Raw genomic sequence first — 23,776 nt, forward strand, 5'->3', positions numbered from 1 at the left:
CGCCGTCCGGACGCCGGATTGGGGGGCCGCCCCCTAAGGGGCCCGCCGGGTCGTCTCACTCCACAGGCCCTGTCGGCAGGTCCCCTCGGCGGTTACCGTCCAAGCGTGGCGATGTTCCGACTTCAAGGCAGCAAGGTGCTCGCCGTCGACATGACCGGGGACGCCGTGAGGGCGAAGAACGGCTCGATGGTCGCGTACGACGGACAGATGGCCTTCAAGAAGATGAGCGGCGGCGGTGAGGGCATCCGGGGGATGGTGACCCGGCGGATCACCGGTGAACAGATGACCATGATGGAGGTGAAGGGGCACGGGACCTGCTGGTTCGCCGACCGTGCCTCCGAGATCAACCTCGTCGGCCTCCGGGGGGAGAAGCTGTACGTGGAGTCGAGCAATCTGCTGGCGACCGAGGCCGGCCTGCGCACGGGCACGTCGTTCACGGGGCTGCGCGGCGCCTCACAGGGCAACGGGCTGTTCACGACCACCGTCGAGGGGCACGGTCAGGCGGCGATCATGTCGGACGGGCCGGCGGTCGTGCTGCGCGTGAGCTCGCAGTACCCGCTGACCGTCGACCCGGGCGCGTATGTCGCGCATCAGGGGAACCTGCGGCAGTCCTTCCAGTCCGGTGTGACATTCCGCACGTTCATGGGGGAAGGCGGCGGCGAGGCCTTCCAGATCCGGTTCGAGGGGGACGGGCTCGTCTACGTCCAGCCGAGCGAGCGGAACACGATCGCGGGAGACGTGTGACATGGCCTTCCGTGAGATCAACTCCAGGATGGTCGAGGCGACCGTCATGCCGGGGCAGCGGCTGTTCAGTCAGCGCGGCGCCATGCTCGCCTACAAGGGCGAGGTGACCTTCACGCCCAACATGAGCGGCGGCCAGGGCGGGATCATGTCGATGATCGGGCGCCGGGTCGCCGACGAGGACACCCCGCTCATGACCGTCGAAGGCAGCGGCACCGTGCTCTTCGGGCACGGTGGCCACCACGTCCAGGTGATCAACCTCGCCGGCGACACCCTCTACGTCGAGGCAGACCGGCTCCTCGCCTTCGAGGGCACCCTCCAGCAGGGCACCATGTTCATGGGCTCGCAGGGCGGCGTCATGGGCATGGTCCGGGGGCAGGTCACCGGGCAGGGGCTGTTCACCACCACCCTCAAAGGGCACGGGTCCGTCGCTGTCATGGCCCACGGCGGCGTGTTCGAGGTCCCGATCACCCCGCAGCGTCCCGTGCACGTCGACCCCCAGGCCTACGTCGCCCACCACGGCGACGTGCGCAACAAGCTGTCGACCGCGCTGGGCTGGCGGGACATGGTGGGCCGTGGCTCCGGCGAGGCGTTCCAGCTGGAGCTGAGCGGCAGCGGTGCGGTGTACGTCCAGGCGTCGGAGGAGAAGCTTTGACCACCCATCCCGGAACCGGTCCCGTCGTCCACGACCCGGCGACCCTGCCCGCCGACGACAACGTCAACGCGTACACCTTCTGCGTGGAGCTCAAGGGGACCCAGTGGTTCCTGCAGAAGGGGAAGATGATCGCCTACTACGGCTCGATCGACTTCAACGGCATCGGGCACGGCCGACTCGACCGACTTGTCCGTACGTCCTTTCATTCGCCTCTGCACGCGAGCGACTGGGTGGTGGCGGAGGGCTCGGGCAAGATGCTCCTCGCCGACCGGGCCTTCGACGTGAATTCGTATGACCTGGAGGACGGCAATCTGACCATTCGCTCGGGCAACCTGCTCGCTTTTCAGCCAACTCTCGCACTCAAGCAGTCGATCGTGCCGGGCTTTCTGACACTCATCGGAACCGGAAAGTTCGTGGCCGCATCTAACGGTCCGGTGGTGTTCATGGATCCCCCGATCCGGGTGGATCCGCAGGCGCTCGTCGGCTGGGCCGACTGCCCGTCTCCGTGCCACCACTACGACCATGGCTACATGACGGGCGTAATGGGCGGTCTACGTGCACTGACGGGCCTCGGCGGGGCCTCTGGAGAGGAGCATCAGTTCGAGTTCGTGGGAGCCGGCACCGTGCTGCTCCAGTCGTCCGAGGCACTGATGGCGGAGCAGGCCACGGGGGCGACTCCGCAGCAGGCCGGGGTACCTGGTGGCGGCGGGGTGACCGGAGGGCACGGATCGCAAGGCGGCGCACCGCGTTTTCCCGGACAGCTCGGAGACCTCCAGCGTCGCTTCGGGCTGTGAGCGGTAGTCTGCGGAGTGTGACGTCGAACGCGTGCGCACCGTCACACCACCCTCATTAGTTCGCCTTTCAACTTTCTTAGGTAGACTTCATTCATGGAGACCGAAACGGCCACGCGCTGGCTGACCGATGCAGAGCAGTGTGCCTGGCGCACCCACCTGGAGGTCAACAGGCTGTTGACGTACCAGCTCGAAAAGGACCTGCAGCCGTTCGGCCTGACGATGAACGACTACGAGATTCTGGTGAATCTCTCCGAGTCGGAGGACTTCCGGATGCGGATGAGCGACCTCGCCTCCGCCACCCTCCAGTCCAAGAGCCGTCTCTCGCACCAGATCACCCGCATGGAGAACGCCAACCTGGTGCGCCGGGAGAACTGCGAGTCCGACCGGCGCGGACTGTACGCGGTCCTCACCGAGCACGGCATGGAGACGATGCAGAAGGTCGCGCCCCACCATGTGGCGTCCGTGCGCAGGCACTTCATCGACCTGCTGTCACCCGAGGCACTGACGGAGCTCGACAAGGCCCTCAAACCCATCGCGGAACACCTGCGCGGGCACCGCGGCCGCCCCTGACCGGGAGGCGTCACCGGGCGAGCGGCAGGCGGAGTTCGAACTGGGCTCCGCCTGCCGGTGCGTCCTGGACCGTGAGCGTGCCGCCGTGGCGGGTGGCGACATCGCGGGCGATGGCCAGGCCCAGCCCCGCGCCGCCCTCGTCCCGGCTGCGGGCCGCGTCCAGGCGTACGAACCGCTCGAAGATCCGCTCCCGGTCCGCCGCGGGCACCCCGTCGCCGTCGTCGGCCACCTGCAGCACGGCCCGGTCCCCCTCCCGGCGTACGACCACGGTGACCGCAGAGCGGGCGTGCCGCTGGGCGTTGTCCAGCAGATTGGCCAACACGCGCCCCAGTTGACCGCGGGATCCGGCCACTTCGAGGGACCCGGCCCGGACCGTCACGTTCTTCCGGCCCGCGGCCTCCTCCCGTGCCAGCGCGGCGAGATCGACCCGGGCGTCGCTGATGGGCCGCTCCCCCGCGTCCAGCCGGGCGAGCAGCAGCAGATCGGCGGCGAGCCGCTGGAGCCGTACGGTGTCCGCCACGGCCCCGTCGAGGTCCAGCAACTCCGGATGCGCGGCGGCCACTTCGAGCTGGGTGCGCAGGGACGCGATGGGGCTGCGCAGCTCGTGCGAGGCGTCGGCGACGAACCGCCGCTGGCGTTCCACCGAGGTCTCCAGCGCGGCCAGCGTCTCGTTGGTGGTGCTGGCGAGCCGGGCGACCTCGTCGTGGGTGTCCGGTTCGGGGACCCGCCGGGAGAGGTCCTCGGAGGCGGTGATTTCGGCCATCTCGCGCCGGATGCCCTCGACCGGTCGGAGCGCGCGCCGGGTGACCAGCCAGGTCACGCCTGCGACGACCCCGAGCAGCAGTGGGAAGCCGATCAGCATGGCGGTCAGCGCGGTGTCGACGGCGTTCTGTTCGGCGGCCAGCGGGGCACCGGCGTACACGGTGAACGTGCCCCGGTCGGGCACCTCGACCGGCACGGCGGCGAAGCGGTAGTCCGCCGTGGTGCCGTCGACCGTCGCCGAGCCGTCGGTGAGGCTCGCCTCCTCGCCGATCTCACCCGGACGGAGGGTGGCGCTCCCCGTCGAGCCGTCGTCGTCATCGTCGTCGTCATCCTCGTCGTCGCCGGGGGCGCTGGTCGTCGGGGCCGACGGCCGGGGCTGCGGGCGCACCGCCCCGGTTCCCGTGCCGCTGATCCGCTCCAGGTCCTCGGTGGCCGCGACCAGCGTGCCGTCCTCGGCGACGACCTGGACCGGCCGGTCGTCGTCGTCCAGCGACAGCTGGTCGGAGGTCCTGCCGCCCGCGAGGTCGGCGGCGACCTCGCGGGCCGTGCGCTCCGCCTCGGTCCCGGCCTGCTCGGTCAGGTTGGAGTACAGGGAGATCAGTACGGCGGCCCCCGCGGCGACCAGGGCCAGGGCGACGACGAGCGTGGCGGCGAGCGTGGCCCGGACCCGTACGGAACCGAACAAACGCCTCATCTCGGCGCCTCCAGACGGTAACCGGCGCCGCGGACCGTGCGGATGAGCCCGGCGCCCAGCTTGCGGCGCAGGGCGCTGACGTACACCTCGACGATGTTCGGATCGCCCTCGTACGCGAAGTCCCAGACGTGCTCCAGGATCCCGGCCTTGGACACCACCTCACCGGCCCGCACCGCCAGGTGCTCCAGGACGGCGAACTCCTTGGCCGTCAGGGCGATCTCGTCCCCGTCCAGGGCGACCCGGCGGGCGGCGGTGTCGACGCGGAGGGCACCGAGGTCGAGGACGGGCGAGGCGCCGTGCCGGCCGCGGCGGCGCAGCAGCGCCCTGACCCGGGCGACGAGGACGACGTACGAGAACGGTTTGGTCAGGTAGTCGTCGGCGCCGGTGTCCAGGCCCTCGGCCTCGTCGTACTCGCCGTCCTTGGCGGTGAGCATGAGGATGGGCACGTCGTTGCCGGCGGCGCGCAGGGCGGAGCAGACGCGGTAGCCGTTCATGCCGGGGAGCATGATGTCGAGCACGATCAGGTCGTACGGCGACTCGCTCGCCCGGTGCAGTCCTTCCAGGCCGTCGTGGACGACGTCCACCGCGTAGCCCTCCGCCGTCAGACCCTTGGCCAGGGACAGGGCGAGGCGTTTTTCGTCCTCGACGATCAGTAGGCGCATGCCCCCCAGGGTCGCAAACCGAACCTGAAGCGATCTTCAGGGAGCTTCAGGCGGGCTTCAGCTTCCGTGGCGCAGGTTGGTCCATGTCGGAAGAGCGCAAGCCCAATTGGGGGAGGAACAGCCATGAAGCGCAACATTGTCATCGCGGCCGTGACCGCAGCCGCCGTGGTCGGTGGTGGGTCCGCACTGGCCTTTGCGGGCGGTGGTGGGGGCGGCGCCTCGGCCACGCCGACGGCACCGGCCTCGGTCACGGTGAACGGCTCGAGCACCGGCGGGGTCGACGACGACCGGGGGGACGACCGGGACGACGACGCGGCCAAGGGGGGCGGCAGGCTCACCGCCGCGCAGGTGATCGACGCCGCGTTGAAGGCGGCGCCGGGGACGGTTGTGTCCGTCGACCTCGACGACGATGACGACGACGGGGACGACCGCCGTGGCTGGGAGGTCGAGGTCCTTGGTCGGGGTACCACCTCGTACACCGTGAACGTGGATGCGTCGACGGGCCGGATTCTCGGCACCCACACCGCCGACGACGATGCCGACGACCGCGCGACGGTCAGGGGCGCCGCCGTCACCGCCAAGGAAGCCGCCGAGGCGGCGTCTGCCAAGGGGGTCGTCACGTCGGTCGACCTGGACGACGACGGGGCGGTGAGCTGGGACGTGGAGGCCACCGACTCCTCGGGCATGGAGCGGGACTGGAACGTCGACCTGAAGAGCGGGGCGGTTACGGCGGATCTGGGGGACGGGGACGACCGGGACGAGCGTTCCGGTCACGACCGGGTCCAGGGGGACGACGACCACGACGATGACGGCGACCGGGGCGACGACCGCGACGACGACTGACGGGCGTGGGGTGCGGGGGCTTGCGAGGTGTGTTCGCCCCCGCCGCCCCTGTCCTTCCCGTCCCTGGGGGCTGCGCCCCCAGACCCCCGCTTCGGCCTGAACGGCCTCGTCCTCAAGCTCCCCCGGAGGGGGCACCCCCAACGGGCTGGGTGTCACGTTGCGGTCGTCAGGCCGCGCACCAGTTCGTCCGCCGCTCGGTACGGGTCCAGCTCCCCGGCGACGATGCGTTCCGCCAGTGTGCTCAGGCGGTGGTCGCCGTGGAGGTCGCCGATGCGTTCGCGGAGGGCTGTGACGGCGATGGTCTCCACCTCGCGCGCGGCGCGGGCCAGGCGGCGTTCGGCCAGGACGCCTCGCTCCTCCATCCATGCGCGGTGCTTCTCCAGGGCCTCGACGACCTCGTCGATGCCCTCGGCGCGGGCGGCGACCGTCTTGACGATCGGGGGCCGCCAGTCGCCGGGGCCGCGGGACTCGCCGAGGCCCAGCATGTGGTTCAGTTCCCGGGCGGTGGCGTCGGCGCCGTCCCGGTCTGCCTTGTTGACGACGTACACGTCGCCGATCTCCAGGATTCCGGCCTTCGCCGCCTGGATGCCGTCGCCCATGCCGGGGGCCAGGAGGACGACGGAGGTGTCGGCCTGGGAGGCGATCTCGACCTCCGACTGGCCCACGCCGACCGTCTCGACCAGGATCACGTCGCAGCCCGCCGCGTCCAGGACGCGGATCGCCTGCGGCGCGGCCCAGGCGAGGCCGCCCAGGTGACCGCGGGTGGCCATCGAGCGGATGTAGACGCCGGGGTCCGAGGCGTGCTCCGACATGCGGACGCGGTCGCCCAGCAGGGCGCCCCCGGAGAAGGGGGACGACGGGTCGACGGCCAGGACGCCGACCCGCTTGCCCTGCTTGCGGTAGGCGGTGACGAGGGCCGACGTGGAGGTCGACTTACCGACTCCCGGCGAGCCCGTGAGACCGACGACGTATGCGTTGCCGGTCAGCGGGGCCAGTGCCGCCATGACCTCCCTGAGCTGCGGGGACGCCCCCTCCACCAGGGAGATCAGCCGGGCCACGGCCCGCGGCCGGCCTTCCCTGGCCTGGGCCACCAGTGTGGAGACGTCCTGCATCACAGCTCCGTTCACGAGACAGTCGGCGACCAGCCGCTCAGGCCTTCGGTACCCGCACGATCAGCGCGTCACCCTGACCGCCGCCACCGCACAGGGCAGCCGCGCCGACCCCGCCGCCGCGCCGCTTCAGCTCCAGCGCCAGGTGCAGCACCAGACGGGCACCGGACATCCCGATCGGGTGACCCAGGGCAATGGCGCCGCCGTTGACATTCACCTTTTCGGTGGATACCCCAAGGTCCTTCATTGACTGCACCGCGACGGCGGCGAAGGCCTCGTTGATCTCGATCAGGTCCAGGTCGGAGACCTCCAGGCCCTCCTTCTTCAGGGCGTGGAAGATGGCGTTGGAGGGCTGGGACTGGAGGCTGTTGTCCGGACCGGCCACGTTGCCGTGCGCGCCGATCTCCGCGATCCACTCCAGGCCGAGCTCCTGCGCCTTGGCCTTGCTCATGACGACGACCGCGGCCGCGCCGTCCGAGATCTGCGACGACGAACCCGCCGTGATCGTGCCGTCCTTCGAGAACGCCGGCCGCAGCTTCGCCAGCGACTCGGCCGTCGTCTCCGCGCGGATGCCCTCGTCCTTGCTGAAGACGACGGGCTCGCCCTTGCGCTGCGGGATCTCCACCGGGGTGATCTCGGCCTCGAAGATGCCGTTCTTCTGGGCGGCGGCTGCGCGCTGGTGGGACAGGGCGGCGATCTCGTCCTGCTCGGGGCGGGCGATGCCGAGGCGCGTGTTGTGCTTCTCGGTCGACTCGCCCATGGCGATGCCCTCGAAGGCGTCGGTCAGGCCGTCGTACGCCATGGCGTCGAGCATCTCCACCGCGCCGTACTTGAAGCCCTCGCGGGACTTCGGCAGCAGGTGGGGGGCGTTGGTCATGGACTCCTGGCCGCCGGCGACGATCACGTCGAACTCGCCGGCGCGGATCAGCTGGTCGGCGAGCGCGATGGCGTCGAGGCCGGACAGACACACCTTGTTGACGGTGAGCGCCGGGACGTTCATCGGGATACCGGCCTTGACGGCGGCCTGGCGGGCCGGGATCTGCCCCGCCCCCGCCTGGAGCACCTGGCCCATGATCACGTACTGCACCTGGTCGCCACCGATCCCCGCACGGTCGAGGGCGGCCTTGATCGCGAAACCGCCGAGGTCGGCTCCGGAGAAGGTCTTCAGCGAGCCGAGCAACCGCCCCATGGGCGTCCGCGCGCCCGCGACGATCACCGAGGTCGTGCTGTTCGTTCCAGTCATGAGCTGCGATCCCCTTACCGGCCTGCACGGGCCGAGGAGTGAACGAGGGTTTACTTCGAATGTACTGACCAGTACTTAACCCGTCATCGGCCTTTCGGTGTGATCGCGCGCACGTTGCGTAACCACCTCCGGCGCGCTGCACTGATTCCATGCTGACGCGAATCGACCACATCGGGATTGCCTGCCACGACCTCGACGCGACCGTCGAGTTCTACCGGGCCACCTACGGCTTCGAGGTGTTCCACACCGAGGTCAACGAGGAGCAGGGCGTGCGCGAGGCCATGCTCAAGATCAACGATACGTCCGACGGCGGCGCTTCGTACCTGCAGCTCCTGGAACCGACCCGGGAGGACTCCACCGTCGCGAAGTGGCTCGCCAAGAACGGCGAGGGTGTCCACCACATCGCCTTCGGTACGGCAGATGTCGACGGCGAGGCCGCGGACATTCGCGACAAGGGCGTACGCGTTCTGTACGAGGAGCCGCGGCGCGGCTCCATGGGGTCACGGATCACCTTCCTGCACCCCAAGGACTGTCATGGCGTACTGACAGAACTGGTCACTTCGGCGCCTGTTGAGTCACCTGAGCACTGACCCTCGTACATATGGGCCGGTAGGGTTGGGGGGCGGTCGCCGCTCTGTCCAGGGTGACCGCCATGTCCGGGGTCCGGGTTTCGGGGGACGAGCGTCGGGGCAGCAGCCCATGCTCCGTCGTTGATCTGACACCATTCCCCGGGGGCCCCGTTCGGCGGATGGACGGAGCTCGTTTGGAGAGACTTGCGACCAGGGGACGGATGGGACCGCGCAGTGCGGGGCTACGAGAGCCAGGAGCGAGAGCCGGCGGCTGACGTCGACCACCTCACTCGGTTCGAAGCCGAGATGAAACGGCTGAAGACCGAACGGGAAAAGGCGATCCAGCACGCCGAGGACCTCGGCTACCAGGTCGAGGTACTGCGCGCCAAGCTGCACGAGGCGCGGCGCACGCTCATGACCCGGCCTGCCTATGACAGCGCCGACATCGGCTATCAGGCCGAACAGTTGCTGCGCAACGCCCAGATGCAGGCCGACCAGATCCGTGCCGACGCCGAGCGCGAGCTGAGCCAGGCCCGGGCGCAGACCCAGCGCATCCTCCAGGAGCACGCCGAGCAGGCAGCCCGGTTGCAGGCCGAGCTGCACGCCGAGGCGGTGGCCCGCCGTCAGCAGCTGGACCAGGAGCTCGCGGAGCGCCGGCAGAACGTCGAGTCGCACGTCAACGAGAACGTGGCCTGGGCCGAGCAGCTGCGCGCCCGCACCGAGCAGCAGGCCCGTCGTCTGCTGGAGGAGTCCCGCGCCGAGGCCGCGCAGGCCATGACGGCCGCCCGCGCGGAGGCCGAGCGGCTGGTCGCCGAGGCACGGCAGCGGCTGCAGAGCGAGGCCGAGTCGGCCCGCGCGGAGGCAGAGCAGCTGCTGCGCCGGGCTCGTACGGATGCCGAACGGCTGCTGAACGCCGCCTCCACGCAGGCGCAGGAGGCCACCGACCACGCCGAGCAACTGCGCAGCTCCACCGTCACCGAGTCCGACGCCGCGCGCCGCCAGGCCGCCGAGCTGAGCCGGGCCGCCGAGCAGCGCATGGCGGAGGCCGAGGAAGCGCTGCGCAAGGCGCAGTCCGAGGCGGAGAAGCTCGTCACCGAGGCCAAGGAGGCCGCGGCCAAGGCGCTGGCCGGCGCCGAGGCGGCGAACGAGACCCGCACCCGGACGGCGAAGGAGCAGGTCGCCCGGCTGGTCAGCGAGGCCACCAAGGAGGCCGAAACCACCAAGGCGGAGGCCGAGCAGGTCGTCGCCGACGCCCGCGCCGAGGCGGAGAAGATCGTCGCGGAGGCCGCCGAGAAGGCCCGTACGATCACGGCCGAGGAGACCGCCGGCCAGTTGTCCAAGGCGGCCAGGACCGCCGAGGACGTGCTCAACAAGGCGTCGGAGGACGCCAAGAACACCACCAAGGCCGCCGCCGAGGAGGCCGAGCGGATCCGCCGGGAGGCCGAGGCGGAGGCGGACCGGCTGCGGGCCGAGGCGCACGACATCGCCGAGCAGCTCAAGGGCGCGGCGAAGGACGACACCAAGGAGTACCGCGCCAAGACGGTCGAGCTGCAGGAGGAGGCGCGCCGGCTGCGCGGCGAGGCCGAGCAGCTGCGGGCCGACGCGGTCGCCGAGGGCGAGAAGATCCGCGCCGAGGCCCGCAAGGAGGCCGTCCAGCAGATCGAGGAGGCGGCCAAGACCGCCGAGGAGCTGCTGGCCAAGGCCAAGGCGGACGCGGACGAGCTGCGGCAGAAGGCCACGACGGACAGCGAGAAGGTCCGTACGGAGGCCATCGAGCGGGCGACGACGCTGCGCCGGCAGGCCGAGGAGACTCTCCAGCGCACCCGCCAGGAAGCCGAGCGGCACCGCGAGGAGGTCATCGAGCAGGCCGAGGGCATCAAGGCCGACGCCGAGCGCGCCGCACGGGAGCTGCACGAGGAGACCGAGCGTGCCGTGGAGGCCCGCCGTGCTCAGGCCGCCGACGAGCTGACCCGGCTGCACACCGAGGCCGAGCAGCGGCTCGCCGCCGCCGAGCAGGCACTGACCGACGCCCGCGAGGAGGCCGCGCGGATCCGCCGCGAGGCGGCCGAGGAGACCGAGCGGCTGCGCGCCGAGTCGGCCGAGCGGATCCGCACGCTCCAGGCGCAGGCCGAGGCGGAGGCCGAACGGCTGCGCGACGAGGCCGCGTCGGACGCGTCCGCCTCCCGCGCGGAGGGCGAGGCCGTCGCCGTACGCCTGCGGTCGGAGGCGGCGACGGAGGCCGAGCGGCTGAAGTCGGAGGCGCAGGACACCGCCGACCGGCTACGGGCCGAGGCGCAGGCCGCGGCCGAGCGGCTGGCGCAGGAGGCGTCCGAGACGCTGGCCGCCGCGCAGGAGGAGGCCGCCCGGCGCCGCCGCGAGGCCGAGGAGTTCCTCGGTTCGGCCCGCCAGGAGGCCGACCAGGAGCGCGAGCGGGCCCGGGAGCAGAGCGAGGAACTGCTGGCCGTGGCGCGGGCCCGCGTGGAGGAGGCGCAGACCGAGGCCCTGCGCCTGGTCGAGGAGGCCGACCGGCGCGCCACCGAGATGGTCTCGGCCGCCGAGCAGCACGCCCAGCAGGTCCGGGACTCCGTGGCCGGGCTGCACGAGCAGGCGCAGGAGGAGATCCAGGGCCTGCGTTCCGCCGCCGAGCACGCGGCGGACCGTACCCGGCGCGAGGCGCAGGAGGAGGCGGACCGGGTCCGCGCCGACGCCTACGCCGAGCGGGAACGGGCCACCGAGGACGCCAACCGTGCGCGGCGCGAGGCGAACGAGGAGGCGGAGGCCGCCAGGGCGCTCGCCGAGCGCACCATGGCGGAGGCGATCGCCGAGTCCGAACGGCTGCGCGCCGAGGCGACCGAGCACGCCCAGCGGGTGCGTACGGAGGCCTCGGACAGCATCGCGCAGGCCGAGCAGGACGCGTCGCGCACCCGCGCGGACGCCCGCGCGGACGCCAACCGGATCCGTTCGGACGCGGCGACGCAGGCGGACACGCTCATCACCGAGGCGCGCTCCGAGGCGGAGCGGCTCACCTCGGAGACGGCCGCGGAGGCCGAGCGGGTGCGGGCCGAGTCGGTCGCCAAGGCCGAGCAGCTGATCGGGGATGCCACCGGGGACGCGGAGCGGCTGCGCGCGGAGGCCGCCGAGACGGTCGGGTCGGCGCGGCAGCACGCCGAGCGGATCCGGGCGGAGTCGGAGCGGGTCCGGGCCGATGCGGCCGCGGAGGCCGAGCGGGTGACGGCGGCGGCGCGCGAGGAGGCCGAGCGGACCCTCGACGAGGCCCGCAAGGAGGCCAACAAGCGGCGCTCCGAGGCGGCCGAGCAGGTCGACAAGCTCATCACGGAGACCACGGCGGAGGCGGACAAGCTGCTCACCGAGGCCCAGCAGCAGGCGCTCAAGACCACCGCGGACGCCGAGGCGCAGGCCGACACCATGGTGGGCGCGGCCCGCAAGGAGGCCGACCGGCTGGTCTCCGAGGCGACGGTCGAGGGCAACTCCCGGGTGGAGAAGGCCCGTACGGATGCGGACGAACTGCTGGTCGGCGCGCGCCGGGACGCGACCGCGATCCGGGAGCGGGCGGAGGAGCTGCGCGAGCGGATCACGACCGAGATCGAGGAGCTGCACGAGCGGGCCCGCCGTGAGGCCGCCGAGACGATGAAGTCGACCGGTGACCGCTGCGACGCGCTCATCAAGGCCGCCGAGGAGCAGCTCGCCAAGGCTCAGGCGAAGGCCAAGGAACTGGTGTCGGAGGCCAACTCCGAGGCCGGCAAGGTGCGGATCGCCGCCGTGAAGAAGGCCGAGGGACTTCTGAAGGAGGCCGAGCAGAAGAAGTCGGCGCTCGTCAAGGAGGCCGAGGAGATCAAGGCCGAGGCGGTCCGCGAGGCCCGGCGCACGGTCGAGGAGGGCAAGCGCGAGCTCGAGATCCTGGTGCGGCGCCGCGAGGACATCAACGCGGAGATCTCCCGTGTCCAGGACGTGCTGGAAGCGTTGGAGTCTTTTGAGGCCCCGTCATCCGGCAAGGACGGCGGAGTCAAGGCGGGCGCCGCGGTGGGCGCGCAGCGTTCGGGTGGCAAGTCGTCGGACGGGTAGTCAGGAGATCTGGTTCGGGTACCTTCTGACCTTTTGGCCAAGTCTTTCGCAAGCAGTCCGACGGTTAGCCACTCAAAAGGGGTGTCATTCTCCAGATCAAACACGCATCCGCTCGATGACACGCCGCCTTGGCCCCTAGGATTCCACCTATCACCTCACCGGTCTCATTCGACAGGAACCCCATGAGCGACACTTCCCCCTACGGCTTCGAGCTTGTGCGGCGTGGGTACGACCGCGCTCAGGTGGACGAACGTATCTCCAAGCTCGTCTCCGACCGTGACAGCGCTCTCGCCCGCATCACCGCTCTGGAAAAGCGCATCGAGGAGCTCCACCTCGAAACGCAGAACGCCCAGGCCCAGGTGAACGACGCCGAGCCGTCGTACGCCGGTCTCGGCGCGCGTGTCGAGAAGATCCTCCGCCTCGCCGAGGAGGAGGCCAAGGACCTGCGCGAGGAGGCCCGTCGCGCGGCCGAGCAGCACCGTGAGCTCGCCGAGTCGGCGTCCCAGCAGGTGCGCAACGACGCCGAGGCGTTCGCGGCGGAGCGCAAGGCCAAGGCCGAGGACGAGGGCGTCCGGATCGTCGAGAAGGCCAAGAGCGACGCCTCCCAGCTGCGCGCCGAGGCGCAGAAGGACGCGCAGTCCAAGCGGGAGGAGGCCGACGCGCTCTTCGAGGAGACCCGCGCCAAGGCCGCGCAGGCCGCCGCCGACTTCGAGACGAACCTCGCCAAGCGCCGCGAGCAGTCCGAGCGCGATCTGGCGTCCCGTCAGGCCAAGGCCGAGAAGCGCCTCGCCGAGATCGAGCACCGGGCCGAGCAGCTGCGCCTGGAGGCCGAGAAGCTGCGCACGGACGCCGAGCGCCGCGCCCGCCAGACGGTGGAGACGGCCCAGCGCCAGGCCGAGGACATCGTGGCCGACGCCAACGCCAAGGCCGACCGGATCCGTTCGGAATCCGAGCGCGAGCTGGCCGCCCTCACCAACCGCCGCGACTCCATCAACGCGCAGCTGACCAATGTGCGCGAGATGCTGGCGACCCTCACGGGCGCCGCGGTGGCAGCGACCGGCGCCCCGGCGACGGAGGACGAGCCGATCTCCCGCGGGGTTCCGGCGCAGCAGACCCGGTAACCGGTCGGAATACGCCGTCTGAACATCTGCGAAGCCCTCTGCCACTCCGGTGGCAGGGGGCTTTGCACCGTTTTAGCGTTGCCGCATGATCGAGCTTGAGGGACTGACCAAGCGTTACGGCGAAAAGGTCGCGGTCAACAACCTCACCTTCACCGTCAGACCCGGCATGGTCACGGGCTTCCTCGGCCCCAACGGCGCCGGCAAGTCGACCACCATGCGGATGATTCTCGGCCTCGACCGCCCCACCGCCGGCGACGTCCGCATCGACGGCAAGCACTACGACCAGCTCAAGGACCCGCTGACGTACATCGGCGCCCTGCTGGAGGCCAAGGCCTGGCACGGCGGGCGCAGCGCCTATAACCACCTGCTGTGCCTCGCGCAGAGCAACGGCATTCCGAAGCGGCGGGTGCGCGAGGTGCTGGAGGCCGTGGGGCTCACGGCGGTCGCGCGGAAGAAGACCAAGGGCTTCTCGATGGGCATGGGCCAGCGGCTCGGCATCGCCGGCGCGCTGCTCGGCGATCCGCGGATCCTGATGTTCGACGAGCCGGTCAACGGGCTCGACCCCGAGGGCATCCACTGGATCCGGAATCTCATGAAGTCCCTTGCCGCGCAGGGGCGGACCGTCTTCGTCTCCTCGCACCTCATGAGCGAGATGGCGCTGACCGCCGACCACCTGGTCGTCATCGGGCAGGGCCGGCTGCTCGCCGACACGACCATGGCCGACTTCATCGAGCGGAACTCGAAGTCGTACGTCCGAATCCGCACCCCGCAGCGGGAGCGGCTGCTCGACGTGCTGCACACCGCCGGGATCACGGCCGTGGAAACGGGCAACGGCACACTCGAGGTCGACGGCGGCAAGGCGGAGCAGATCGGGGAGCTGGCGGCACGGCATGGGATCGTGCTACATGAGCTGAGCCCGCAACAGGCCTCGCTGGAGGAGGCGTTCATGCAGCTGACCGCGGAGTCGGTGGAGTACCACGCGCACTCCGAGGCACCCCCTGCCGAGCAGCGGCAGTGGGGCGAAGGCTGGAGGAGGAGCTGAACATGGCAGCCACCCAGGTCCTCCGCTCCGAATGGACCAAGATCCGGTCCGTCGCCTCCACCGTGTGGACCCTCTCCCTCGCCGTGGTGGTCACCATCGCCCTCGGCATGCTGATCTCGGGCCTGTCGGCGAACGAGTTCGACAACATGAGCGAGCGGGACAGGCTCTCCTTCGATCCGACCTTCATCAGCTTCGCCGGGATGAGCCTCGGTCAGCTCGCGATGATCGTGTTCGGGGTGCTAGTCGTCTCCAACGAGTACAGCACCGGCATGATCCGCAGCTCGCTGGCCGCCGTACCGCAGCGCGGCATCTTCCTGTTCAGCAAGATCGCGGTGGCGACCGGTCTCGCGCTCGTCGTCGGCCTGGCCACCGGCTTCATCGCCTTCTTCCTCGGGCAGGCGATGCTCGGCGACCTGAGCGCCCGGATCGGCGATCCGGGTGTGCTGCGCGCGGTGATCGGCGGCGGCGTCTACATGACCCTCATCGCGATGTTCTCGATGGGCGTCGCCGCGATGCTGCGCTCGCCGATGCTGTCGCTGGGCATCCTGATGCCGTTCTTCTTCCTGATCTCCAACATCCTGGGCAATGTCTCGGCCACCAAGAAGATCGGCCAGTTCCTGCCCGACCAGGCCGGCAGCAAGATCATGCAGGTGGTCGTCCCGGTCGACGACGACGCTCCGTACGGCCCCTGGGGCGGACTCGGGATCATGGTGCTGTGGGTACTGGCGGCGCTTGTCGGCGGTTATGCGGTGCTGAAGAAGCGGGACGCGTAATCGTGGAAGGTTTTTTACCCGCTCTTGGAGGGAACCGTCAGCGACTCGATATCCTCCTAACCCTTACGGGGGGCGTGTGCCCCGCTGTCCTGAACCTTTCGATGGGTGCGGAGCATGATCGAGGCAGTCGGCCTGACCAAGCGCTACGGCGACAAGACCGCTGTGCACAATCTTTCCTTCCAGGTGCGGCCCGGTGCCGTCACCGGCTTCCTCGGGCCCAACGGCTCGGGCAAGTCGACGACGATGCGGATGATCGTCGGGCTGGACAACCCCACCTCCGGGCATGTGACCATCGGCGGCTACCCCTACGCCAAGCTGCCGAACGCGCCCCGCCAGGTCGGCGCCCTGCTGGACGCCAAGGCGGTGCACGGCGGCCGCTCGGCCCGCAACCATCTGCTGTCGCTGGCCCAGCTGTCCGGCATCCCGGCCCGCCGGGTGGACGAGGTGCTCGGCGTGGTGGGCCTGCAGGACGTGGCCAGGCGGCGATCCAAGGGCTTCTCCCTGGGCATGGGCCAGCGGCTCGGCATCGCGGCCGCGCTGCTCGGCGATCCCCAGGTGCTGCTGTTCGACGAGCCGGTCAACGGCCTCGACCCGGAGGGCATCCTCTGGGTGCGGAACCTGATGAAGTCGCTGGCTGCGGAGGGCCGTACCGTCTTCGTCTCGTCGCACCTGATGAGCGAGATGGCGCTGACCGCCGACCACCTGATCGTCATCGGGCGGGGGCAGCTGCTCGCCGACGGCAGTGTGCAGGACTTCATCGCGGCGAACTCGGCCGGCTTCGCACGCGTACGGACGCCCGACACCGAGCCGCAGCTGCGCGAGAAGCTGGCGTCCGCGCTGACCGAGGCCGGCGCGCACGTCCTGCCCGAGCAGGACGGCGCGCTGCGGGTGACCGGGCTGCCGCTGCCCCGCATCAGCGACATCGCGCACGACACGGACGTACGGCTGTGGGAGCTGTCACCGCACCAGGCCTCGCTGGAGGAGGCGTACATGCGGATGACGCAGGGGGCCGTCGACTACCGCTCCACGATCGACCAGAAGGCCGGGCTGCAGCAGCCGCTGCCGCCGGGCGCACAGCCGCCGATGCCGGTGCCGGGGCAGGGCCAGCCGGGCTGGTACGCCCCGCCGCCGCCCCAGCAGGGCGGGCAGCCGTTCGCGATGCCGCAGGGGCAGCCGGGAGCGGCGCCGTCGGGACCGTACGGCGCCCCCTCCGCGCCCGGCACGGGCCCGGCCAACCCGTACGCGCAGCCGGCGCCGCAGGCGGCCCCTGAGGCGCCCCAGGCTCCGCAGGCGTCCGCGCAGCCGGCGCCGGGCCAGGCTCCGGTCGTCGCCCCGCCCGCGCCCGCCGCCCCCGCGCAGCCCGCCTCCGCCCCTGCCGACCCGACCAAGCCCGAGGACGCCCGATGAGCACGCCCCAGCCCCCGATGCCGCAGGCCGCACCCGCATGGCAGGCGGCGCCCGGCCCGTCGTACCCCAACTACACCTCGCCGATCCCGGTCGTCCGCACGCACCTCGGGCATGCCCTCGCCTCGGAGTGGACGAAGATCAGGTCGGTGCGCTCCACGATGTGGACGCTGGGCGTGTTCGTCCTGCTCGTCGTCGGCATCGGGCTGTCGGCCGGCGCGCTGGTGGCGAACTCCGGGGCGGAGGGTGAGCTGGGCGACGAGAACCCGCTGTCCCTCGGCTTCTTCGGGCTGCTGCTCGGCAGCATGTGCATCATCACGCTGGGCGTGCTGACGACGGCCTCGGAGTACGGCACCGGAATGATCCGGACCACCATGACCGCCTGCCCCACACGCGGGCGGGTGCTCGCGGCGAAGTCGGTCGTGTTCTTCACGGTCGCCTTCGTGGTCACCCTGGTCGCCGCCGGGTTCGTCGCCTTCGCGCAGGTCGGCATGTTGAGCGACGCCCGGGAGCCGTCCGGGGAGGAGTGGCTGAAGGGCACGGTCGGCATCTCGCTCTACATCGCGCTGCTCGGACTGCTCTCGCTCGTCGTCGGCTCGATCGTCCGGCACTCGGCGGGCGCCATCACCATCATGATCGCCGCGGTGCTCGCCCCGCTGGTCATCGCGATGTTCATGTTCTCGTCGTCGCTGGAGGACGTGCAAACGGCGCTGTTCGAGTACTCGATCCCGAACCAGCTGAGCATCTTCTACTCCAACTCACTCACCGGGTCGGGCCCGTCCGGCTGGGACCCGCTGTGGATCATGCTCGGCGTCACGGCCGCCGCGTTCATCGGCGCCTACGCACTGCTGGAGAAGCGGGACGTGTAACCCAACTAGAACTTCGGCGCGTTCCGGGACCGCTGCACCCTCGTGGTGCGGCGGTCCCGTGCGTTCCAGCAGGCCTTGTGCCAGTGCCGGCGGTCGTCGACGCCCGCGTGCTCGGGCCAGGCCACGACGTGCGGTACACCGGAGGGGATCAGCTGGTCGCAGCCTGGGCAGCGGTACGTCTTGCCCTCGGAGCTCGCCCCCGCCACATGGCGTACGCTCCAGGTCTCGCCCTGCCAGTCCTCCGCCGACTGCCAGCCGCCGTAGCGGCCCGGGCGGTCGTCCTCGGCGCTCCCGCCGGACACGGCGGCCCCCTTCGGGCCCTTGGCTCGGTTGCGACGCGGGGACACGGGACACCTCTCGGAGCTATACAGGTAACGGGTCGTGTCCAGCCTACGTGGGCCGGACAGGGGTACGCGCAAAGCAGCGATCTCCACAAGTCCCCCTCTCCGACCACCGATTCTGCCGACAATCCGCAAATCCCTTCGCCAGGCCGTGTCCTCGGCACGTGTCAGACGGTTATGCCGAGTGGGGGAGCTCCGTGTCGGAGCCAAGGAAGCAGGAAGAGCAATGCGCGTAGGAAGTTTCGTGTTGGCGGCCCAGTTCCCGGGTCAGGGTCAGGGGGAGGCGCTGCACCGCGCGGTCCGCTCGGCGGAGGTGGCCGAGGAGGCGGGGCTCGACTCGGTCTGGCTGGCCGAGCACCACTTCGTGCCGTACGGCACCTGCCCGTCGGCGATCACCCTGGCCGCGTTACTGCTCGGCCGCACCCGCCGCATCCGGGTCGGTACGGCGGTCAGTGTGCTGCCCACCACCCACCCCGTGGCGCTCGGTGAGCAGGCCGCGCTGCTGCATGTGACAAGTGGCGGACGCTTTTCACTGGGTGTGGGGCGCGGCGGGCCGTGGGTGGACCTGGAGGTGTTCGGGACGGGCCTGGAAGCGTACGAGAAGGAGTACCCGGAATCACTCGATCTGCTGGTGCGCTGGCTGCGCGAGCCCGCGGTCGCGGGCTCCGGCGGCCGCTTCGCCTTCCGTGAAGTTCCCGTCGTACCAAGGCCGTCGGAGTCCCTGTCGGAAACCGAGGGGCCGGAGATGCTCGTCGCCTGTACGTCCCCGGCGAGTGTGCGCATGGCGGCCGAGCGCGGGCTGCCGATGCTGCTGGGCATGCACGTGGGGGACGAGGAAAAGGCCGAGATGATCGCCCTGTGGCGGCAGCATGCGCGAGCCGCCGGGCGGCCGGCGGACGAAGTCCTCGGCGCGGGTCATGTGTCGGCCGGTGTCTGCCAGATCGCGGACCGGCGCACCGACGCGGCGGAGACACTGCTGAAGGCGATGCCGGGCTGGCTGAAGCAGGGCCTGGACGCCCATGTCACGGTGGACGGTCGCGAGCGCCGGATGCGCGATCCGCTGGCGTACACCGAACTGCTCTGCGGACTGCACCCGGTGGGCACCCCACGGCTGTGCGCCGACCGGCTCGCCGCCACCAGCGAGCGCACCGGCGTCTCCCGCTTCGCGCTGCTCGTCGAGGGTTCCGGCGACCTGGCGGCGACGGAGGAGAACGTACGGCGGCTGGGGGCCGAGGTGCTCCCCCAGCTGACGTGAACGGCCCCGTCGTGCGGGAGGCCTGCCGCTCCGGTACAGATCGCACCTCCCGCGTACGGAGCGGCAAGCAAGCGGTTCAGCGCCTCAGCAGTCCCGCAGCTCCGGAGACTGGTTCAGCAGCTGGCCCCGGATCGAGGTGAAGCGGGCCAGCCTCTCGTCCGCCGAGGCGTCCAGCGGGAACACCGCCACCCGGTGGCAGTTCTGGAAGGCCAGCCGCACACCGAAGTGCCGCTGCAGCGCGCCGCGTATGGCGTCACTCGCGAGCGCACGCAGCAGCTGACCACGCGCCTGCTCGTCCGGCGGAGGCGTCTGGTTGTCGGCGAACTCTCCGCCGTCCACCTTCAGCTGGGCCACCAGGGAGCTGATCATCTCCCATGCGTAGGGCAGGGAGGTCCGGACGCAGTCGACGAAGTCAGCTTCGTCGACCTCGCCTCGCTCGGCCTGTTCGAGTAGGGCCGGTGAGACGTCGAGCGACATGGGTTCTCCTCTCGCACCCCCAACCAGCAGGGGTTGCCGGACAGATGAGGGAGTGCGCGATCGTCAACACGCTGAGTACACATATCGCGACCTCCCGTTTAATACGGTAGGCAACAGACGGTGACGGCACCAGAAGAATGCGAATACAGGCCGATCCCAATAGGCACACAATCGGCCACGAAACAACATGTGACTTCCAGGGCGAATCGCGTGCACCGGTGCCCGTCGAGTAGCGTTGCCGACCATGCGTCTCGTCATTGCCCGCTGCTCCGTCGACTACGCCGGCCGGCTCACCGCCCACCTCCCCACCGCCCCCCGTCTCATCCTGGTGAAGGCGGACGGCAGCGTCTCGATCCATGCGGACGACCGGGCCTACAAGCCCCTGAACTGGATGTCGCCGCCCTGCACGCTGAAGGAGGGGACCGACGAGGAGGCCGGTGTCTGGACCGTCATCAACAAGGCGGGCGAGAAGCTCATCATCACGATGGAGGAGGTCCTCCACGACTCCACGCACGAACTCGGCGTGGACCCCGGCCTGATCAAGGACGGCGTGGAAGCACACCTTCAGGAACTGCTCGCCGACCGCATCGAAACGCTCGGCGAGGGCTACACGCTGATCCGCCGCGAGTACATGACGGCCATCGGCCCGGTCGACATCCTCTGCCGGGACGCCGACGGACAGACCGTCGCCGTCGAGATCAAGCGGCGCGGTGAGATCGACGGCGTGGAACAACTCACGCGCTATCTGGAGCTGTTGAACCGCGATCCCCATCTCGCGCCGGTGCGGGGCATCTTCGCCGCACAGGAGATCAAACCGCAGGCCCGCGTCCTGGCCACGGACCGTGGCATCGGCTGCCAGGTGCTCGACTACGACGCGCTGCGGGGGATCGAGGACGACAAGTTGCGGCTGTTCTGAGAGGCAGTGGTACGACGGTGAGGGCCGGGTCCGGCGGACGGACCCGGCCCTCCCGCTTGTACGGCCCTCAGATCACCGGACCCGAACCCGAGCTGCTCTCAGTCCCCGCACTGCTGCTCTCCGGCGCACTCGCGCTCGTGCTGGCCGGAGCGCTGGAGGAGATCGGGGCGCTCGCCGAGTCCGAGATGGACGGGGTTTCCGTCGGGGTCGCGGTGGGCGTCTCCGTCGGGGTTTCCGTGGGTGTCTCCGTCGGCTCTTCGGTCTCGGTCGGCGTCGGAGACGTCTCGGTGGGCTTCGACGTCGACGAAGGCGGCCTCGTCGGGGACTTGGTCGGCGAGCTGGAGTTCGTCGGGGAGTCGCCGCCGGGATCCCGCGTACCGCTCGGGTCGTCGGACGGCTCGTCCGTCTCCGTTGCCGTCGGCGTCGGATCGTCCGCGGTGCCGAACGTACCGTCCGGCCCCGGATCCGTCGGCCGGCTCGTCGCCGGGCCGGTGTCGCCGCCGCCGTCCTGCTCTGCCTTGTCGGCGCCCAGGCCCTCCTCGCCGACGCCCTGGCTGGCGGACGGGTTGACGCCGACCTGCTCGGAGGGGTTCTCGGCGTCGTTGCTGGAGGTGGCGCCGAGCGTCACGACCGTACCGAGCACCGCCACCAGCACTGCGCCCGCGCCGGCCGCGACGAGGTTGCGCTTGGCCAGGCCACGCAGGCCGCCCCGGTCGCGGTGCTGCGTCGCACCGGGCGTCGAGCGGCGGGTGACGAGGGTCGACGTGTCGTCGGGCCGCTGCAGGGGCGGGAACTCCGCAAGCGCCGCGGGGACCCCGCCGGGCGGCGACGCCGACTCCTCGTAGCGGGCGGCGGGCACCTCCTCACCGGTGGTGGAGCCGAGCACGGGCGTGGCACCGAGCGCCGGCGAGGCGCCGGGCGTGGACGCGGGCCCCGGTGCCGTGCCCGCGCGGTCGGTGACCAGGGCCAGGGCGCGGCGGCCGGCGACCGTGCCGCGCTTGTCGGCGACGGCGCCGCGCAGCCCGATGGACGCCTCCAGTTCGGCGCGGGCCCGGTCCGTCCGGCCCTCGCACAGCGCGAGGATGCCCAGCTCGTGGTGGAAGTAGGCCTGTTCGGTGACGTCCCCGGCGAGCCGGGCGGCTTCCACGCCGGAGCGCAGCGCCCGCTCCCAGGCACTCCAGTGCAGTCCGGCGGCGAACGCGGGAGCCGCCGTGCGGGCCAGCTGCACGGCGGCGCTCTCCTCGCCCTCGCCCTGCGGTGTCGTCGCCGGTACGAGGGCGGCAAGGGCGGTGATCAGGGCGTCCGCCTCGGCGCACACGCGCTCGGGAGTGACCGAGGGGTGTCCGGCCCACCAGGCGTAGTGCCGGGCGGCGGTCAGGACATGACTGGCCGGGTCGTCGGCGTACCCGGCGGCCTCCAGCTGGGTCTGCACCCCGGCGGCGAGCCGGTAGCGGGAGCCGACGGGTGAGACCAGCGCGCAGCTGAGCAACTCGCCCAGCGCGGCGTCCGCGTGGGTGTCGCCGACCAGGGCGGGCAGGTGCGCCTGGTGCGGCACCTCGCCGCCGAGCGCCACGGCGATGCGCAGGGTGGCGCGCGCGGAGGCGCTCAGCCGGGAGGCGAGCAGCGCGGCCGGCGCGGCTCCCTCCGCCAGCGAGGGCAGCGGTACTTCGGCGGACGCTCCGGGGACGGCGTCGAAGGGCGCATCGGCCGGGAGTTCCTGGAAGACGCCGAACTCGTCGAAGGCGTCCACGCCCGCCCGCATCCGGTCACGCTGCCGCAGCAGGGCGCCGGCCTGCACGAACCGCAGCGGCAGGCCCTCGGACTCGAACCAGAGGTCGCCGGCCCAGTTGGCCTCGTCCTCGGTGAGGGAGCGGCCGACGGCGTGCTCGAGGAGATCCAGGCCGCCGGCGCGGTCAAGACCGTCGAGGAAGACCTCCTCGATCGCCGCGTCGGCGGACGGCGCGGGCACATCCGGGGTGGCACCGATCACGAAGGCGCACTCCGGGGTGGCCGCCAGCAGTTCGTCGAGCGCGGCGCCGCCGAACTCGATGTCGTCGAGGACGACGACCGCGCCGATCTCCCGGACGTGTTCGAGCAGTTCGTCCCGTTCCGGCCGGTACAGGGGTGCGCCGTACACGGCGTAGAAGAGCTCGTACAGCAGGTCGTTCGCGGTGCGGTGGAAGCCGGTGAGCCGGACCACGCCGTCGGGGGCGAGGTCCGCACAGTCCTCGGCGACCGTGTCGAGCAGGCGGGTGCGGCCCGAGCCTCCCGGGCCGGTCAGGCGCACGGAGCGGCCGCGGGCGAGCAGTCGCACCAGGCGCTCGCGCTCGTCCTGGCGGCCGAGGAGCGGCAATCCGGGCCGGCCCGGCCCCGGCGGGACGGGCGGCGCGGCGGCGCGGTCGACCTCGGCGCGCTGGGCCGCGGTCAGCTTCTGCGGGCGTCCGGGCCGCTCCCCCGGCGGGCACAGTTCGATCTCGCTGCCGTCGACGGGGTTGACGGTGAGCAGGAAGTCGCCGGAGACCAGTTGCACCGTGCGGGCGAGTGCGGGCGCGTGCTGGCCGAAGTCGGATGTCAGGGAGTCCCTCGGCGGGCGCTGGCGCGGCGAGTTGCCGTCACCGTCATGGCCGTAGTCCTCGGGTCCCGGGTTGTTCGGGTCCATAGGTTCAAGCCCCCCAAAAGCGTCGAGTGCGTCGAGCCCCTCCCGGCCTTGCCGCACACCGCGCTGTCGCTTCTGGTCCGGGCCCGCTCGAGGGTGGAACAGATGCGGGCGACCGAACCCTAAACCTTCGCTCAGTATCTACGACAGTCCGGGGTGCCGCCCGGTCCGAGACGTCACAGTCTCGTGAGGATTGT

General features: G+C 71.0%; 21 protein-coding genes. 14 read left to right on the top strand and 7 right to left on the bottom strand.

From position 1 onward, the window contains the following. The first annotated feature begins 111 nt into the window (after positions 1-111). The 4 genes from ACFVJQ_RS35560 to ACFVJQ_RS35575 all read left to right on the top strand — a co-directional run bounded on the left by ACFVJQ_RS35560 (position 112) and on the right by ACFVJQ_RS35575 (position 2,760). Positions 112-744, top strand: a complete 633-nt coding sequence (locus ACFVJQ_RS35560) for an AIM24 family protein (protein ID WP_385515263.1) — start codon at positions 112-114, stop codon at positions 742-744. 1 nt (position 745) lies between these two features. Further along, on the top strand, positions 746-1,396 hold the full coding sequence (locus tag ACFVJQ_RS35565) for an AIM24 family protein (protein WP_385515246.1): 651 nt from the start codon (positions 746-748) through the stop codon (positions 1,394-1,396). Continuing rightward, positions 1,393-2,190 carry an AIM24 family protein gene (locus ACFVJQ_RS35570; RefSeq protein WP_385515245.1) on the top strand — a complete coding sequence of 266 codons (798 nt, stop codon included), beginning with the start codon at positions 1,393-1,395 and terminating at the stop codon, positions 2,188-2,190. Before ACFVJQ_RS35565 ends, ACFVJQ_RS35570 begins: the two co-directional genes overlap by 4 nt. Before the next feature lie 93 nt (positions 2,191-2,283). Continuing rightward, positions 2,284-2,760 carry a MarR family winged helix-turn-helix transcriptional regulator gene (locus tag ACFVJQ_RS35575; protein WP_224735346.1) on the top strand — a complete coding sequence of 159 codons (477 nt, stop codon included), beginning with the start codon at positions 2,284-2,286 and terminating at the stop codon, positions 2,758-2,760. A gap of 10 nt (positions 2,761-2,770) precedes the next feature. Here ACFVJQ_RS35575 and ACFVJQ_RS35580 read toward each other — a convergent pair whose 3' ends face one another. After that, a complete protein-coding gene (locus ACFVJQ_RS35580) occupies positions 2,771-4,216 on the bottom strand; it encodes a sensor histidine kinase (RefSeq protein ID WP_385789769.1) in 1,446 nt (481 codons plus the stop codon). Next, positions 4,213-4,878, bottom strand: coding sequence for a response regulator transcription factor (locus tag ACFVJQ_RS35585; RefSeq protein WP_385515243.1), 666 nt, complete (start codon positions 4,876-4,878; stop codon positions 4,213-4,215). Before ACFVJQ_RS35585 ends, ACFVJQ_RS35580 begins: the two co-directional genes overlap by 4 nt. A gap of 123 nt (positions 4,879-5,001) precedes the next feature. On the opposite strand from ACFVJQ_RS35585, the gene ACFVJQ_RS35590 reads away from it, so the two are divergent. Then, on the top strand, positions 5,002-5,721 hold the full coding sequence (locus ACFVJQ_RS35590; RefSeq protein ID WP_385515242.1) for a PepSY domain-containing protein: 720 nt from the start codon (positions 5,002-5,004) through the stop codon (positions 5,719-5,721). 152 nt (positions 5,722-5,873) lie between these two features. On the opposite strand, the gene meaB is transcribed toward ACFVJQ_RS35590, so the two are convergent. Both meaB and ACFVJQ_RS35600 read right to left on the bottom strand, forming a co-directional pair. Beyond that, a complete protein-coding gene (gene meaB / locus ACFVJQ_RS35595; RefSeq protein WP_385515241.1) occupies positions 5,874-6,833 on the bottom strand; it encodes a methylmalonyl Co-A mutase-associated GTPase MeaB in 960 nt (319 codons plus the stop codon). A gap of 37 nt (positions 6,834-6,870) precedes the next feature. Beyond that, complete coding sequence (locus ACFVJQ_RS35600) at positions 6,871-8,073, bottom strand: acetyl-CoA C-acetyltransferase (RefSeq protein WP_385789772.1); 1,203 nt, start codon at positions 8,071-8,073, stop codon at positions 6,871-6,873. A 149-nt stretch (positions 8,074-8,222) separates the two neighbouring features. Between ACFVJQ_RS35600 and mce the strand changes: the two genes are divergently transcribed. The 7 genes from mce (at position 8,223) to ACFVJQ_RS35635 (ending at position 17,934) form a co-directional block, all read left to right on the top strand. Beyond that, a complete protein-coding gene (mce, locus tag ACFVJQ_RS35605; RefSeq protein WP_224740236.1) occupies positions 8,223-8,663 on the top strand; it encodes a methylmalonyl-CoA epimerase in 441 nt (146 codons plus the stop codon). A 213-nt stretch (positions 8,664-8,876) separates the two neighbouring features. After that, on the top strand, positions 8,877-12,725 hold the full coding sequence (gene scy / locus ACFVJQ_RS35610; RefSeq protein ID WP_385789774.1) for a polarized growth protein Scy: 3,849 nt from the start codon (positions 8,877-8,879) through the stop codon (positions 12,723-12,725). A 182-nt stretch (positions 12,726-12,907) separates the two neighbouring features. Continuing rightward, a complete protein-coding gene (locus ACFVJQ_RS35615; RefSeq protein ID WP_224740238.1) occupies positions 12,908-13,846 on the top strand; it encodes a cellulose-binding protein in 939 nt (312 codons plus the stop codon). A gap of 85 nt (positions 13,847-13,931) precedes the next feature. Then, positions 13,932-14,888, top strand: a complete 957-nt coding sequence (locus ACFVJQ_RS35620; RefSeq protein WP_385515239.1) for an ABC transporter ATP-binding protein — start codon at positions 13,932-13,934, stop codon at positions 14,886-14,888. After that, entirely contained in the window at positions 14,885-15,661 is a 777-nt protein-coding gene (locus ACFVJQ_RS35625; protein ID WP_385515262.1) for an ABC transporter permease, read from the top strand. Before ACFVJQ_RS35620 ends, ACFVJQ_RS35625 begins: the two co-directional genes overlap by 4 nt. A 114-nt stretch (positions 15,662-15,775) precedes the next feature. Further along, complete coding sequence (locus ACFVJQ_RS35630) at positions 15,776-17,068, top strand: ABC transporter ATP-binding protein (RefSeq protein ID WP_385789777.1); 1,293 nt, start codon at positions 15,776-15,778, stop codon at positions 17,066-17,068. Next, positions 17,065-17,934: an ABC transporter permease subunit gene (locus tag ACFVJQ_RS35635; RefSeq protein WP_385789779.1), complete on the top strand. Its 870-nt coding sequence runs from the start codon at positions 17,065-17,067 to the stop codon at positions 17,932-17,934. The genes ACFVJQ_RS35630 and ACFVJQ_RS35635 overlap by 4 nt, the downstream gene beginning before the upstream one ends. 5 nt (positions 17,935-17,939) lie before the next feature. Here ACFVJQ_RS35635 and ACFVJQ_RS35640 read toward each other — a convergent pair whose 3' ends face one another. Beyond that, positions 17,940-18,281, bottom strand: a complete 342-nt coding sequence (locus ACFVJQ_RS35640) for an ATP/GTP-binding protein (protein ID WP_385515236.1) — start codon at positions 18,279-18,281, stop codon at positions 17,940-17,942. Between the two features lie 220 nt (positions 18,282-18,501). Here ACFVJQ_RS35640 and ACFVJQ_RS35645 point away from each other — a divergent pair, with 220 nt between their 5' ends. Then, the gene (locus ACFVJQ_RS35645; RefSeq protein WP_385515235.1) at positions 18,502-19,530 is read left to right on the top strand and encodes an LLM class flavin-dependent oxidoreductase; all 1,029 of its coding nucleotides are present in this window, start codon (positions 18,502-18,504) and stop codon (positions 19,528-19,530) included. An 84-nt stretch (positions 19,531-19,614) separates the two neighbouring features. Here the strand turns inward: ACFVJQ_RS35645 and ACFVJQ_RS35650 are convergent, their stop codons facing one another. Then, on the bottom strand, positions 19,615-20,007 hold the full coding sequence (locus ACFVJQ_RS35650) for an SCO5389 family protein (RefSeq protein WP_141313205.1): 393 nt from the start codon (positions 20,005-20,007) through the stop codon (positions 19,615-19,617). 244 nt (positions 20,008-20,251) lie between these two features. Between ACFVJQ_RS35650 and nucS the strand changes: the two genes are divergently transcribed. Beyond that, complete coding sequence (gene nucS, locus ACFVJQ_RS35655) at positions 20,252-20,923, top strand: endonuclease NucS (protein ID WP_385789782.1); 672 nt, start codon at positions 20,252-20,254, stop codon at positions 20,921-20,923. A 67-nt stretch (positions 20,924-20,990) separates the two neighbouring features. Here nucS and ACFVJQ_RS35660 read toward each other — a convergent pair whose 3' ends face one another. Beyond that, positions 20,991-23,582 (bottom strand): ATP-binding protein, encoded by a 2,592-nt coding sequence (locus ACFVJQ_RS35660; protein ID WP_385789784.1) that lies wholly within the window; start codon positions 23,580-23,582, stop codon positions 20,991-20,993. Positions 23,583-23,776: the final 194 nt, after the last annotated feature.

This window comes from Streptomyces sp. NPDC127197 (assembly GCF_042672405.1).
Lineage (GTDB): Bacteria > Actinomycetota > Actinomycetes > Streptomycetales > Streptomycetaceae > Streptomyces > Streptomyces flavusporus.

What these genes read in the sequence shown, in the direction of transcription:
- ACFVJQ_RS35560 (WP_385515263.1), top strand. Translation starts at nt 112, where the DNA reads ATGTTCCGACTTCAAGGCAGCAAGGTGCTCGCCGTCGACATGACCGGG.
- ACFVJQ_RS35565 (WP_385515246.1), top strand. Translation starts at nt 746, where the DNA reads ATGGCCTTCCGTGAGATCAACTCCAGGATGGTCGAGGCGACCGTCATG.
- ACFVJQ_RS35575 (WP_224735346.1), top strand. Translation starts at nt 2,284, where the DNA reads ATGGAGACCGAAACGGCCACGCGCTGGCTGACCGATGCAGAGCAGTGT.
- ACFVJQ_RS35580 (WP_385789769.1), bottom strand. Translation starts at nt 4,216, where the DNA reads ATGAGGCGTTTGTTCGGTTCCGTACGGGTCCGGGCCACGCTCGCCGCC.
- ACFVJQ_RS35585 (WP_385515243.1), bottom strand. Translation starts at nt 4,878, where the DNA reads ATGCGCCTACTGATCGTCGAGGACGAAAAACGCCTCGCCCTGTCCCTG.
- ACFVJQ_RS35590 (WP_385515242.1), top strand. Translation starts at nt 5,002, where the DNA reads ATGAAGCGCAACATTGTCATCGCGGCCGTGACCGCAGCCGCCGTGGTC.
- meaB (WP_385515241.1), bottom strand. Translation starts at nt 6,833, where the DNA reads ATGCAGGACGTCTCCACACTGGTGGCCCAGGCCAGGGAAGGCCGGCCG.
- ACFVJQ_RS35600 (WP_385789772.1), bottom strand. Translation starts at nt 8,073, where the DNA reads ATGACTGGAACGAACAGCACGACCTCGGTGATCGTCGCGGGCGCGCGG.
- mce (WP_224740236.1), top strand. Translation starts at nt 8,223, where the DNA reads ATGCTGACGCGAATCGACCACATCGGGATTGCCTGCCACGACCTCGAC.
- ACFVJQ_RS35615 (WP_224740238.1), top strand. Translation starts at nt 12,908, where the DNA reads ATGAGCGACACTTCCCCCTACGGCTTCGAGCTTGTGCGGCGTGGGTAC.
- ACFVJQ_RS35620 (WP_385515239.1), top strand. Translation starts at nt 13,932, where the DNA reads ATGATCGAGCTTGAGGGACTGACCAAGCGTTACGGCGAAAAGGTCGCG.
- ACFVJQ_RS35630 (WP_385789777.1), top strand. Translation starts at nt 15,776, where the DNA reads ATGATCGAGGCAGTCGGCCTGACCAAGCGCTACGGCGACAAGACCGCT.
- ACFVJQ_RS35635 (WP_385789779.1), top strand. Translation starts at nt 17,065, where the DNA reads ATGAGCACGCCCCAGCCCCCGATGCCGCAGGCCGCACCCGCATGGCAG.
- ACFVJQ_RS35645 (WP_385515235.1), top strand. Translation starts at nt 18,502, where the DNA reads ATGCGCGTAGGAAGTTTCGTGTTGGCGGCCCAGTTCCCGGGTCAGGGT.
- ACFVJQ_RS35650 (WP_141313205.1), bottom strand. Translation starts at nt 20,007, where the DNA reads ATGTCGCTCGACGTCTCACCGGCCCTACTCGAACAGGCCGAGCGAGGC.
- nucS (WP_385789782.1), top strand. Translation starts at nt 20,252, where the DNA reads ATGCGTCTCGTCATTGCCCGCTGCTCCGTCGACTACGCCGGCCGGCTC.
- ACFVJQ_RS35660 (WP_385789784.1), bottom strand. Translation starts at nt 23,582, where the DNA reads ATGGACCCGAACAACCCGGGACCCGAGGACTACGGCCATGACGGTGAC.